This window comes from Curtobacterium sp. P97 (assembly GCF_023712445.1).
GTDB lineage: Bacteria > Actinomycetota > Actinomycetes > Actinomycetales > Microbacteriaceae > Curtobacterium.
This window is the reverse complement of the sequence record NZ_JAMAYF010000002.1, coordinates 187,707-200,225: the sequence shown is the minus strand read 5'-3', so window position 1 is coordinate 200,225 and position 12,519 is coordinate 187,707. Positions and strand designations below refer to the sequence as shown.

Genomic DNA, 12,519 nt, shown 5'->3' with positions numbered 1-12,519 from the left:
CGACGCTCAGTGGCGCGGCAGGGTGTCCTCGACGTCGGAGTCCTCCGGTGCGGTGTCGACCTGCACGACCACCACGGTGACGTTGTCACGACCGCCGGCGACCACCGCGTCCCCGACCAGACGTTCCGCCAGTGCCTGTGCCGCGGGCACCCGGGCCGCGATCCGGGCGATGCCGACGTCGCCGAGCTCCTTGGTGAGGCCGTCGGAGCAGACGATGTAACGGTCCCCCGCGCGGAGCGGCAGGGTCCACCAGTCGGGCTCCGGGGGCTCGCCGAAGCCGACTGCCCGCGTGATGACGTTGCTGTCGGGGTGCTGCTCGGCGTCCTCGGCCCGGAGCAGCCCGGCGTCGACCATCTCCTGCACGACCGAGTGGTCGATCGTCACCCGACGGAGCGCGCCGGACTCGATCCGGTAGGTGCGGGAGTCGCCGACGTTGAACACCAGCGCTGCCGGCTGCCCGTGGGAGGCGACGAGTGCGACCCCGGTCACGGTCGTGCCGGCGCCGAGGGCGTTGCCACCGGCAGCGCGCTCGATGTCGGCGGTCGCGAGCAGCAGCGCGCGCTGGATGTCCTGACGGCTGGTGAAGGCACCGGTGGTGACCTGGTCGAGACGACGGACGACCGCGTCGCTCGCCCGGTCACCCGCGAGGTGTCCGCCCATGCCGTCGGCGACCACGAAGAAGGGTGCGCCGACGAGGTAGCTGTCCTCGTTGTGGTCGCGACGGCGACCGACGTCGGTCGCCGCTCCCCACGAGAGCGTCAGGGGTGTGCCGGCAGCGCCGGGGACGTCGATGGCGTGCTCGGTGGCAGCTCGGCCGAGTTCGGTCACGGTTTCAGGGTCGCTCTCTGGGAGTGGAGGGGCGTGCCGGACGATGGGTCCGTCACGGGGTCGGCGGGAACGGTGGGAGGCCGTCGTCCGGTCCGGCCCGGAGGTGCGGCGACAGGACCTCGATGACGTTGCCGTCACCGATCTCGACGAGCGTACCCGTCAGGACGACGATCGATGCACCCGCCGTCATCCGGAACGGCGCGGCGCCGGGAGGGCGGACGACGGTCCCGTTCGTCGACCGCAGGTCCGCGACGACGGCGGCCTCGCCCTCGGCGTGCAGGAGCACGTGCGACGACGACACCTGGCCGCTCGGTGACGGGACGGTCACCAGGACCGGCCCGCCGTCGACGACGACGCGCGGCGCGGCGGGCCGACGACCCACCACCAGGGGCCGGTCGAGGCGGACCACCCGGCCGCCGACGCGGACCGACGGGGTCCGTCGGACGAGCGGCCGGTCCCCGGCACGTGGTGCTGCCGCTCCGGGCGGCGCCACCGGTGGTGGACCACCGGGTCGAGCGCGCAGGACCGTGTCCTCGTCGGACGGCCCGGCCCCCGGTCGCGCACCGCGCCCGGGCCGGACGACCGTGTCGCCGTACGGGTCGCCGTACGGATCGTCGTCGAGGGCACCGTCGGCGGCCGCAGCGGCGGCGCCGAGGGCACGGAGGCCGGCGCTCCCCGTGCGGGACGGGTCACGACCTGCGTCGGTCGGCAACGGTCGGGCACCGGGGCGCGCACGGATGACCGTGTCGTCGTCCTCGCGCACCGGTTCCCGCACCATGGTCATCCAACCGTAGACGATCCGGTCGACCCCGTGGGGGTGCCCCACGCCGGTCCGTGGCCGGACCGGACCGCGCGCAGGACCAACCACCCGAAGGGGTCGTCCGGTCGGGAGTCGAGGGCGTGCCGGGCACGGACCTCCGCACGGGCGGACGACCCGAGCGCCCAGGCGCACCAGGCGCCCAGCGCCAGCGCACCGGCCGCCCCCACCGCGACGTCGCCGCCCGGGGCTCCGTCCGCACGCCAGGTCCGCCATGCCGAGGCACACCGGTCGCCGGCCAGCCGGAGTCGCGCGCGGTCCGGCTCCGGACCCGACCCGCCGAGCGCGGGCGGCGTCGGATCGCGGAACGGGTCGAACGGCACGACCGTCCGGGGGTCCGGCCGGTCACGCGCGGCCAGGAAGCCGACCAGCGCGAAGCGGGTCGCGAGGGCGCCGCACGCCGTCGCGACCGCGACCGCCTGCGGTCGGGCGAGCGCTTCCGCGCCGGTGCCTCCACCGGTCGCCGCCTCCGGCGCCACGAGGGCGACGCAGGCGGCACGCAGCGTGACCGCGGCCGCGATCTCGCGCGGGTAGCGCACCAGGGTGGGTGGGAGTCCGTGTCTCGTCGAGGTCATGCACGAGATCGTGACGGGAGGAGCGCCTCCAGACCGGCGCGCCCCGACCCGTCTGTGGACGGCCACGGCCGTCCGGGAGGTTGTGCAGGAGCGAGCGCTGCTCCGCCGTCAGACCCGCGCGGGCTCGAGGCTCTCCGCGACCAGGTCCCAGCCGTCGTCGGTCCGCTCCACCACGACGCCGTGCTCGCCCGCCCACCGCAGGAGCGATGCCGGGTCGCCGACGTCCGCACCGGTCCGTGCGAGCAGCGCGGTCAGTCGACCCTTCGCCGTCTTGTTCCAGTGGTTGAGCGCCCGACGTCGTCCGCCGCCGTCGACACTGACCACCCGTAGGACGACCGCGTCGTCCACGGGTCCGAGCGACCGGTAGCCCTCGGAGCGCAGGTCGAGCACGAGACCGCCGGTCCGAGCGCCGAGCACGTCGCTGGACGGTCCCGGCCAGTGCTTCGCGAGCCGGAGCGCACCGAGCCTCGAGTCGTGCGAGAGCCGGTACGCCGGGATGTGGTCGCCCGCACCGATCGGTCCGAACATCGCGGACTGGACCAGCACGTGGTCCGTCCACCAGCGACGTGTGGCGTCGTCCGCGCCCGTGGCGTCCAGCGGGTCGTAGAGCACGCCCGTGTAGCGCTCGACCGCCGGCAGTGTCGGCGCGGTGTCGAGCTCGAGGTTGCGGAGGCGCTCGGCCACCGACTTCGGTCCGAGCTTGAGGGCCGTCCGTGCCGTGGACTCCTCGGAACTGACGGAGCGGGCCGCGGTGATCACCGCGGCCCGCTCGTCGGCCAGTTCCGGGAAGGACAGCGCACCCAGGTCGAGGGTGCGTGCCGTGTCCCCGCCCTCCCGCTTCGTCTCGGACGGCGGGAGGAGGACGGTCAGTCCGGTCAGGATGCCAGCGCGGCCTGCCGCGCCACGATCGTGACCGTGTCGTGCTCGACCGACAGGAAGCCGTCCTCGGCGTCCGCCGTCACCGTCGAGCCGTCGGCCCGGGTGATGCGGACCTGGCCCTGCGCGAGGGTGGCGAGCAGCGGCTCGTGCCCCGCGAGGATGCCGATCTGGCCCTCCGTCGTGCGTGCCACGACCATGGTGGCGTCGCCCGTCCAGACCTCACGGTCCGCCGAGACGACGCTCACGGTGAGTGCCGCCATGTCAGCGGTTCTCCTTCTGGATCTGCGCCCACTTCTCTTCGACGTCGTTGATGCCACCGACGTTGAAGAAGGCCTGCGTCGCCACGTGGTCGAACTCGCCGTCGGCGATCGCGCGGAAGGACTCGATCGTGTCCTTGAGCGGGACCGTCGAACCCTCGACACCCGTGAACTTCTTGGCCATGTAGGTGTTCTGCGAGAGGAACTGCTGGATGCGACGAGCGCGCTCCACCGTGATCTTGTCCTCTTCGGAGAGCTCGTCGACACCGAGGATCGCGATGATCTCCTGCAGCTCCTTGTTCTTCTGCAGGATCTGCTTGACGCGCGTCGCCGTCTCGTAGTGGTCGGCACCCAGGTACCGGGGGTCCATGATCCGCGACGTGGAGGTCAGCGGGTCGATGGCCGGGTACAGACCCTGCGACGCGATCTCACGCGAGAGCTCGGTCGTGGCGTCGAGGTGCGCGAACGTGGTCGCCGGAGCCGGGTCGGTGTAGTCGTCGGCCGGCACGTAGATCGCCTGCAGCGAGGTGATCGAGTGACCACGCGTCGAGGTGATGCGCTCCTGGAGCACACCCATCTCGTCGGCGAGGTTCGGCTGGTAGCCCACCGCGGACGGCATGCGACCGAGCAGCGTCGAGACCTCGGAGCCGGCCTGCGTGAACCGGAAGATGTTGTCGATGAAGAGGAGCACGTCCTGCTTCTGGACGTCGCGGAAGTACTCCGCCATCGTCAGCGCCGACAGGGCCACGCGCAGACGCGTTCCCGGCGGCTCGTCCATCTGGCCGAACACGAGGGCGGTCTTGTCGAAGACACCCGCCTCTTCCATCTCACCGATGAGGTCGTTGCCCTCACGGGTGCGCTCGCCGACACCGGCGAACACCGACACACCACCGTGGTCCTGCGCGACGCGCTGGATCATCTCCTGGATGAGGACCGTCTTGCCGACGCCCGCACCACCGAAGAGGCCGATCTTGCCACCCTGCACGTACGGCGTGAGGAGGTCGATCGACTTGATACCGGTCTCGAACATGGTGGTCTTCGACTCGAGCTGGTCGAAGGCCGGCGCCTTGCGGTGGATCGGCCAGCGCTCGGTGATCTCGAGCTTCTCGTCGGTGTTGAGCACGTTGCCCAGCACGTCGAAGACCTTGCCCTTGGTGACGTCGCCGACGGGGACCGAGATCGGGGCGCCCGAGTCACGGACCTCCTGACCACGGACCAGGCCGTCGGTCGGCTTCAGCGAGATGGCGCGGATCAGGTCGTCGCCGAGGTGCTGCGCGACCTCGAGGCCGATCTCCTGCGACGAGTCACCGATGGTGATGGTCGTGTACAGGAGGTTGTACATCTCCGGGATGGCGTCGTGCGGGAACTCGATGTCGACGACGGGACCCGTGACACGGGCGATCCGGCCGACACCGGGCGCCGACGACGTCTCGACCGCGGTGGTGGCGGTGTCGGTCATGGCTGGTGCCTTCCTGAGGGGTTCTGTCCGCGAGCTTCGCGGACCACTACTTCTTCTTCGACGAGAGGGCGTCGGCGCCGCCGACGATCTCGGAGATCTGCTGGGTGATCTCGGCCTGACGCGCGTTGTTCGCGAGACGGGTGAACTCGCTGATGAGCGAGTCGGCGTTGTCACTGGCGGACTTCATGGCCTTCTGCCGGGCGGCGTGCTCGGAAGCGGCCGACTGCAGCATGGCGTTGAAGATGCGGCTCTCGATGTAGACCGGGAGCAGCGCGTCGAGGACGGCGTCCGCATCGGGCTCGAACTCGTAGAGCGGCAGGGGCTCACCGTTCGACGGCTCCTCCACACCCTCGACGACCTCGAGCGGGAGCAGGCGCACGACCTGCGGCTCCTGGGTCGCGAGGCTGATGAACCGGTTGAAGACGATGTGGATCTCGTCCACGCCGCCCTCCGCCGTGTCCTGGAGGAACTTCGACACGACCGCGTCGCCGATCTCCTTCGCCGTCGAGAACTCCGGCTGGTCCGTCCCGCCGATCCACTGCCGCTCGGACGGGCGCTCGCGGAACGCGAAGTACCCGACCGACTTGCGACCGACGAGGTAGAACACGACGTCCTTGCCCTCGCTGCGGAGCAGGGAGGCGAGCTCCTCGCCCTGCTTGAGGACGTTCGAGCTGAACGCGCCGTTCAGGCCGCGGTCCGAGGTGAACAGCACCACGGCTGCGCGGGTCGACGACTCGGGCTCGGTGGTCAGCACGTGGTCGACGTTCGAGAACGTCGCCACGGCCGACACGGCCCGCGTCACGGCCCGCGAGTACGGACCGGACGCGGCCATGCGCGCCTGTGCCTTCTGGATCCGCGACGCCGAGATCAGCTCCATCGCGCGGGTGACCTTCTTCGTGGTCTTCGCCGACTTGATGCGCTGGCGGTAGACCCGGACCTGTGCCGCCATCTAGCGACGACCCTTGACGATCTGCTCCTGGTCGACGTCCTCGGCCTGAGCCGCGTCGAACGACTCCGAGCCGAGCGTCTTGCCGTCGCTCGTCTGGAAGCCCTTCGTGAAGGCGTCGATCTCGCGGTCCATCGCGGCGACGGTCTCGTCGCTGAGCTGGTTCGTCTCACGCAGGGTGGTCAGGACGTCGGAGTTGCGACGCAGGTGCTCGAGCAGCTCGGCCTCGAAGCGGAGCACGTCGGGGACGGGCACCTCGTCGAGCTTGCCGTTCGTGCCGGCCCAGATCGAGACGACCTGCTCCTCGACCGGGTACGGCGAGTACTGCGGCTGCTTGAGGAGCTCCGTCAGGCGCGCACCACGGTCCAGCTGGCGACGCGACGCCTGGTCGAGGTCGGACGCGAACATCGCGAACGCCTCGAGCGAGCGGTACTGCGCGAGCTCGAGCTTGAGCGTGCCGGAGACCTTCTTGATCGACTTGACCTGGGCGTCACCACCCACGCGGGACACCGAGATGCCCACGTCGACGGCCGGACGCTGGTTCGCGTTGAACAGGTCCGACTGCAGGAAGATCTGGCCGTCGGTGATCGAGATCACGTTGGTCGGGATGTAGGCCGAGACGTCGTTCGCCTTGGTCTCGATGATCGGGAGACCCGTCATCGAACCGGCACCGAGGTCGTCGGACAGCTTCGCGCAACGCTCCAGCAGGCGGGAGTGCAGGTAGAAGACGTCACCCGGGTAGGCCTCACGGCCCGGCGGACGACGCAGGAGGAGCGACACCGCACGGTAGGCCTCGGCCTGCTTCGACAGGTCGTCGAAGATGATCAGGACGTGCTTGCCGCCGTACATCCAGTGCTGGCCGATGGCCGAACCGGTGTAGGGGGCGAGGTACTTGAAGCCGGCCGGGTCGGAGGCCGGGGCGGCGACGATGGTGGTGTACTCCATCGCACCGGCGTCCTCGAGCGCGCCCTTGACGGAGGCGATCGTGGAGCCCTTCTGGCCGATGGCGACGTAGATGCAGCGGACCTGCTTGTCCTCGTCGCCCGACTCCCAGTTGGCCTTCTGGTTGATGATCGTGTCGATCGCGATGGCCGTCTTGCCGGTCTGGCGGTCGCCGATGATCAGCTGACGCTGGCCGCGGCCGACGGGGATCATCGCGTCGATGGCCTTGATGCCGGTCTGCAGCGGCTCGTGGACGGACTTGCGGGACATGACGCCCGGGGCCTGGAGCTCGAGGGCACGGCGACCCTCGGCCTGGATCTCGCCGAGACCGTCGATCGGGTTGCCGAGCGGGTCGACCACGCGGCCGAGGAAGCCGTCGCCGACGGGAGCCGAGAGGACCTCGCCGGTGCGGGTGACCTCCTGGCCCTCCTCGATGCCGCCGAACTCGCCGAGCACGATGGCGCCGATCTCGTCCTCGTCGAGGTTCTGCGCGAGACCGAGGGTCCCGTCCTCGAAGCGGATGAGCTCGTTCGCCATGACGCCGGGCAGGCCCTCGACGTGCGCGATGCCGTCGCCCGCGTCGGTGACGTGCCCGACCTCGGCCGTGGAGGCCTTCGTCGGCTCGTAGTTCGAGACGAAGTCCTTCAGGGCATCACGGATCTCATCGGGGCTGATGGTGATGTCTGCCATGGGATTTTCCTTGTTGGTTTCCGGGGCCCTGCGGCTCCGAGAGGGTGATGCTGCCCGGTGAGGGACAGTTCCCGTTGTGGACTTGGAGGGGTCGGCTTCGACGGTACGCTCAGCCGGCCAGCTGGAGCCGGAGCTCCGACAGGCGCGTGGACACCGTGCCGTCGATGACGTCGCCACCGACCTGCACGCGCATCCCGCCGACGACCGCGGGGTCGACGACCTGGTTGACGCTGATGTCCTTGCCGTACCGCTCGCTGATGCCGCGGGCGACGCGAGCCGCCTGACCGTCCGAGAGCGGGGCCGCGGTGGTCACCGTGGCGACGAGCTTACCGGCCTGGTCGGCCACGATGCGCGAGGCATCGCGGACGATCTCACCGATGCGGCGGCCGCGCGGCTGCTGCACGAGGTGCTCCAGGATCGCGGTGGTCTGCGCCGAGACCTTCGAACCGACGAGCCGCTGGACGAGCGCAGCCTTCTCCGACGGGCTGCCGAGCTTCGTGCCCAGTGCCAGCTCGAGCGCCGCGTCCGAGCGGACGGCGGTCTCGAAGGAGAACAGCTCGGCCTCGATCGACGTCTCCGACGATGCGGTTCCGGCGACGGCGCGGATGCCCGCGTCCTCGACACCCGCGAGCAGGTCCGACGGCGAGGACCAGCGCGAGCCGGCCACCGCGGTCAGCACCGCACGCGTCGCCTCGGACTGACCGGCGAAGACGCGGTCGATGAGGACCTTCTTGCCGACGACGTCCGCGGTCGGGTCCGCCAGCAGTCCGAGCAGCTGGGACGAACCGGCGATCGCACGCCCGGTGGAGAGGATCTCGATGCCCGTGGCGAGGTCGACCGACCCGCCGAGGTCAGCGAGGACCGCCCGCGTGGACGAGAGTGCGGACCGCGTGGCGCTCCGCATGCTCAGCGCTCCCCGGCCGGCTGGCCCTGGGACGCCTCGAGGTCGGCGATGAAGCGGTCGACGACCGCAGCCGACTTCGCGTCGTCCCGCAGGGATTCACCGATCACACCGGAGGCGAGGTCGAGGGCGAGGGTGCCCACCTCGCTCCGCAGCGACTGGAGCGCGCTCTGCCGCTCGGCCTCGATCTGCGCCTGGGCGTTGGCGGTGATGCGTGCTGCATCTGCCTGCGCCTGCTCGCGGACCTCGTTGCCGATCGCGGTCGCGTCGGCACGGGCCTGCTCACGGATGCGCGAGGCCTCGGCACGCGCGTCGGCGAGCTGCTTGTTGTACTCGTCGAGTGCAGCGGCGGCCTGCTCCTGAGCGGCCTCCGCCTTCTTGATGCCACCCTCGATGGCCTCGGTGCGCTCATCGAGCATCCTCGTGATGCGCGGCGTCACGACGCGCCACATCACGAGGAAGATGATGACGAAGGCCACCGCGGACCACACGATGTCGTACACCGGTGGGATCAGCGGATTGTGGGTCTCCTCCGCCGCGATGATGAGTGCAGTCTGCATCGAGAAGCCTTAGTTGGTGAAGATGAAGTACGTCGCGATACCGATGAAGGCCAGGGCCTCCGTGAAGGCGATACCGATGTACATGAGGGTCGTCAGACGGCCCTGGAGCTCGGGCTGGCGAGCGACGGACTCGATCGTCTTGCCGACGACGATGCCGACGCCGATGGCCGGACCGATCGCAGCGAGGCCGTAGCCAACCGTCGCGATGTTGCCGTTGATCTCCGCGAGAACGGTCGTTGCGTCCACGTGTTTTCCTTTCGAGTGCGGCCCGACGGATGTCGTGCCGTATGGGGGTCAGAAGGGGTCGGTCAGTGCTCGTCAGCCAGCGCGAGCTGGATGTACACAGCGGTCAGCAGCATGAAGACGTACGCCTGCAGCAGTGCGACGAGGATCTCGAAGAAGCTGAACGCGATGCCGAACGCCAGGGTCCCGATGCCGAAGAGCTTGAAGAGGCTCTCGGCGTCGAAGAAGAAGAACCAGGTGGCCGAGAAGAAGAGCACCAGGAGGAGGTGACCCACGACCATGTTCATGAGCAGTCGCAGCGTCAGCGTCACCGGACGGAGCACGAAGGTCGAGACGAGCTCGATCGGCGTCACGATGATGTAGAGCGGCCACGGGACACCGGGCGGGAAGAGCGCGTTGCGGAGGAACGTGCCCGGGTGCTTGCGGAGGCCCGCGTAGATGAACGCGACGTACGCGACGATCGCCAGGATCATCGGCATCGCGATGCGGCTCGTACCGGCGATGTTCATGAACGGGATGAGACCCGTCAGGTTCATGAACAGGACACCGAAGAACACCGTGGCCAGGAGCGGCAGGAAGCGCTTGCCGTCCTTCTCACCGAGGTTGTCGAAGGTGTTGCGGCGGACGACGTCGAACGCGTACTCGATGAAGGCCTGTCCGCGGTTCGGGACGAGCTTCAGGGCACGGGTCCCGACGAACGCGAAGACGAGCAGCACGGCCACCGCGAACAAGCGGATGAGGACGATGCGGTCCATCTCGATCGGGGTCCCGGCGAAGAAGATCGGGTCCGGGAAGAACTCGTTGATCGACGGACCATGGAATTCGGCGGCCTTGCTGCTCCCCGCCGCCACGGTGTTGGCCGCGGCGGTGAGGGACAGGGGAAGAGCGTGGGATAGCAGCGCTGTCTCCTGTGTCGGCGCGCGCACACACGGCACGCGATGGTGGACTTTGTGGAGGCTCGTCCGCTCCGAGCGAGGCTCCGGACGCGGACTTCGAGAAGCCTATCAGGTGCGAGAGGCTTCTCGGGCTCTCAGGGCCGTGGGGTGTCGTTCCCAGGATCGACCGCGTCGCCGGGCAGGCGCACCCCGATCGGGATGCGGGCCTTGGCGACCGCCACCACGTCGATCACGAGCGACCCGACGACGCCCGCGATGATCACCACGGCGAGCACCGGGAAGTCCACCCAGGCGCGGTCGCGCAGTGCGAGCAGGACCACCAGGAAGAGCACGAACTTCAGGATCCACGTCCCCATCACGATCCCGAAGAAGGCGCCCGAGATCATCTGCCCCTTCGACACCCGGAGGGCGACGAGCACCGAGACCGCGGTGAGCCCGAGGAACACCACGCTCAGCACGGCGCCGAGCAGGCCACCGGCGAGTCCCGGCGTCCCGGCGACGACGAGCCCGACGACTCCCCCGACGACGGCCAGGCCGACGGCGAGGAGGGCCGCCCAGAGGAGGATCCGGCGGAACACCGGCCGGACGTGGTCGAGGGCGTTCGGTGCGGTCACGAGGGGTCTCCAGGGATCGTTCGGTCGTTGGCGGCGCGGTCGAGCGGATCGAGGCTGGCGTCGACGACGGTGTTCGAGCGGGTGGCGGCCTGCGCGGCGAACTCCGCGCGCTTCCGGCCGAGCGGGGCGAAGGTGGCGATCGCGCACACGGTGAAGCCGATCGCGACGACGGTGACCACCCAGTACCACTCGACGAAGAGGAACAGCAGGCACCCGACGGCGACGGTGGCCGTCCACGCGTAGAAGATCAGCACGGCGTGGAAGTGGGAGTGCCCCATGTCGAGCAGACGGTGGTGCAGGTGCTTCCGGTCGGCCGAGAACGGCGACTTGCCCGCGCTGAGCCGACGGGTGACGGCGAGCCCGAAGTCGAGGATCGGCACGATCAGGATCGCGAAGGGCAGCAGGATCGGGATGAACGCCGGCAGCAGGGCCTGGCGTGTCGAGATGACCGCGGGGTCGATGTTGCCCGTCACGGACACGGCGCTCGTGGCCATCAGGAACCCGACGAGGAGCGCGCCGGCGTCGCCCATGAAGAGCTTCGCCGGGTGCCAGTTGAGGACGAGGAACCCCGTGCAGGCACCGACGAGCACCGCCGTGAGCAACGAGGGCAGGTTGAAGAAGAACTCCGTCTGCACGACCACGCGGTTGATGAAGAACGTGTAGAGGAAGAACACGCCGCCTGCGATGATCGCGACCCCGGCGACGAGGCCGTCCAGACCGTCGATGAAGTTGACGGCGTTCATCACGAGCACGACCGCGAGCACGGTGAAGATCAGGCTCATGTAGGACGACCCGACGCCGAGCGTGTTGCCGATCGGCAGCGACACGATCGCCACGCCCTGCCAGGCCAGGATCCCCGCAGCGATGATCTGCCCGGCGAGCTTCGTCATCCAGTCGAGGTCCCAGATGTCGTCGGCGACACCGAGCACCACGATGATCGTCGCACCCGCGAGCACCGCGATCACGCGCCCGGGTTCCGAGAACACGAGCCGGAAGTAGTCGGTCCCCGCGATGGAGGGGAAGAGGAACCAGGCCGCCAGCAGCGACACGATCACGCCGAGGTACATCGCGATCCCGCCGAGCCGGGGTGTGGGCGTGCGGTGCACGTCGCGCTCGCGGACCTTCGGGTACCAGCCGTAGCGCAGGCCGAGCTTCCACACGGCCCAGCTGCAGACGAAGCTCACCACGGCCGCGATGGCCCCGGCGAGCAGGTAGTACTTCACGTGACGAGGTCGGCTCCGACGACCCGGACGATGTCCTCGTCGGCGATCACCCCGTGTCGGACGATCGTCAGCTTCCCGCCGGTCGAGAGGCCGGTCGCGTCGACGATGGTCGACCCGGTCGAGGCGGCGAAGCCGTCGTGCACCGCGAGCGGTCCCCCGTCGAGGTAGACCGACACGCTGTCGCCGAGCATCGACTCGGCCCGGTCCACGTCCATCGCGGCAGGGTCACCGGTCGAGTTCGCGGAGGAGACCGCGAGCGGTCCGACCTCCTGCAGCAGCTCGAGGGCGATGCGCGAGTCCGGCATGCGGAGCGCGACGGTCCCCCGGGTCTCTCCCAGGTCCCAGTCCAGCGACGGCTGCGCGCGCAGGATGACGGTGAGCCCGCCGGGCCAGAACTCGTCGACCAGGTCGCGGACCTGCTGCGGGATCTCGGTCGCCAACGCCTCGAGCGTCGGCGGTCCGGGGATCAGCACCGGGGGCGGCGACTGGCGGGTGCGGCCCTTGGCGTCGAGCAGGCGCTGGACGGCGGTCGCGCTGAAGGCGTCCGCCGCGACGCCGTAGACGGTGTCGGTCGGGACGACGACGAGTTCTCCCCGGCCGAGGGCGGCACGTGCGAGCCGCATCCCGGTCAGGAGCCCGTCGGGGTCGGTGCAGTCGTATCGGGAGGCCATGACTCGACGATGATAGTG

Annotated in this window: 15 protein-coding genes; all 15 read right to left on the bottom strand. The window is 69.8% G+C overall.

Annotation, left to right across the window (positions count from 1 at the left end):
• Positions 1-6: 6 nt before the first annotated feature.
• The 15 genes from M3677_RS02825 to M3677_RS02755 all read right to left on the bottom strand — a co-directional run bounded on the left by M3677_RS02825 (position 7) and on the right by M3677_RS02755 (position 12,501).
• The gene (locus M3677_RS02825) at positions 7-828 is read right to left on the bottom strand and encodes a protein phosphatase 2C domain-containing protein (protein ID WP_251159746.1); all 822 of its coding nucleotides are present in this window, start codon (positions 826-828) and stop codon (positions 7-9) included.
• A 52-nt stretch (positions 829-880) separates the two neighbouring features.
• The gene (locus M3677_RS02820) at positions 881-1,606 is read right to left on the bottom strand and encodes an FHA domain-containing protein (RefSeq protein WP_251159745.1); all 726 of its coding nucleotides are present in this window, start codon (positions 1,604-1,606) and stop codon (positions 881-883) included.
• 2 nt (positions 1,607-1,608) lie between these two features.
• A complete protein-coding gene (locus M3677_RS02815; RefSeq protein ID WP_251155056.1) occupies positions 1,609-2,220 on the bottom strand; it encodes a hypothetical protein in 612 nt (203 codons plus the stop codon).
• Positions 2,221-2,328: 108 nt separating this feature from the next.
• Positions 2,329-3,090: a YaaA family protein gene (locus M3677_RS02810; protein ID WP_251155146.1), complete on the bottom strand. Its 762-nt coding sequence runs from the start codon at positions 3,088-3,090 to the stop codon at positions 2,329-2,331.
• A 5-nt stretch (positions 3,091-3,095) separates the two neighbouring features.
• Positions 3,096-3,359: a F0F1 ATP synthase subunit epsilon gene (locus tag M3677_RS02805; protein ID WP_058729238.1), complete on the bottom strand. Its 264-nt coding sequence runs from the start codon at positions 3,357-3,359 to the stop codon at positions 3,096-3,098.
• 1 nt (position 3,360) lies between these two features.
• Entirely contained in the window at positions 3,361-4,815 is a 1,455-nt protein-coding gene (atpD, locus tag M3677_RS02800) for a F0F1 ATP synthase subunit beta (RefSeq protein ID WP_066654617.1), read from the bottom strand.
• A gap of 46 nt (positions 4,816-4,861) precedes the next feature.
• Positions 4,862-5,764, bottom strand: coding sequence for a F0F1 ATP synthase subunit gamma (locus tag M3677_RS02795; RefSeq protein ID WP_069710758.1), 903 nt, complete (start codon positions 5,762-5,764; stop codon positions 4,862-4,864).
• A complete protein-coding gene (atpA, locus tag M3677_RS02790; protein WP_066654625.1) occupies positions 5,765-7,393 on the bottom strand; it encodes a F0F1 ATP synthase subunit alpha in 1,629 nt (542 codons plus the stop codon). It lies immediately after the preceding gene.
• Positions 7,394-7,502: 109 nt separating this feature from the next.
• On the bottom strand, positions 7,503-8,297 hold the full coding sequence (locus M3677_RS02785) for a F0F1 ATP synthase subunit delta (RefSeq protein ID WP_066654626.1): 795 nt from the start codon (positions 8,295-8,297) through the stop codon (positions 7,503-7,505).
• Positions 8,298-8,299: 2 nt separating this feature from the next.
• Positions 8,300-8,854 (bottom strand): F0F1 ATP synthase subunit B, encoded by a 555-nt coding sequence (locus tag M3677_RS02780; protein ID WP_251159744.1) that lies wholly within the window; start codon positions 8,852-8,854, stop codon positions 8,300-8,302.
• Positions 8,855-8,863: 9 nt separating this feature from the next.
• Positions 8,864-9,100 (bottom strand): ATP synthase F0 subunit C, encoded by a 237-nt coding sequence (gene atpE, locus M3677_RS02775; protein ID WP_027465781.1) that lies wholly within the window; start codon positions 9,098-9,100, stop codon positions 8,864-8,866.
• A 62-nt stretch (positions 9,101-9,162) separates the two neighbouring features.
• Positions 9,163-9,975 carry a F0F1 ATP synthase subunit A gene (gene atpB / locus M3677_RS02770; RefSeq protein ID WP_066658323.1) on the bottom strand — a complete coding sequence of 271 codons (813 nt, stop codon included), beginning with the start codon at positions 9,973-9,975 and terminating at the stop codon, positions 9,163-9,165.
• Between the two features lie 152 nt (positions 9,976-10,127).
• Positions 10,128-10,607, bottom strand: a complete 480-nt coding sequence (locus M3677_RS02765; RefSeq protein WP_251159743.1) for a hypothetical protein — start codon at positions 10,605-10,607, stop codon at positions 10,128-10,130.
• The gene (locus M3677_RS02760; RefSeq protein ID WP_066654629.1) at positions 10,604-11,830 is read right to left on the bottom strand and encodes an MraY family glycosyltransferase; all 1,227 of its coding nucleotides are present in this window, start codon (positions 11,828-11,830) and stop codon (positions 10,604-10,606) included. Before M3677_RS02760 ends, M3677_RS02765 begins: the two co-directional genes overlap by 4 nt.
• The gene (locus M3677_RS02755) at positions 11,827-12,501 is read right to left on the bottom strand and encodes an L-threonylcarbamoyladenylate synthase (protein ID WP_066654631.1); all 675 of its coding nucleotides are present in this window, start codon (positions 12,499-12,501) and stop codon (positions 11,827-11,829) included. The genes M3677_RS02760 and M3677_RS02755 overlap by 4 nt, the downstream gene beginning before the upstream one ends.
• Positions 12,502-12,519 lie beyond the last annotated feature (18 nt).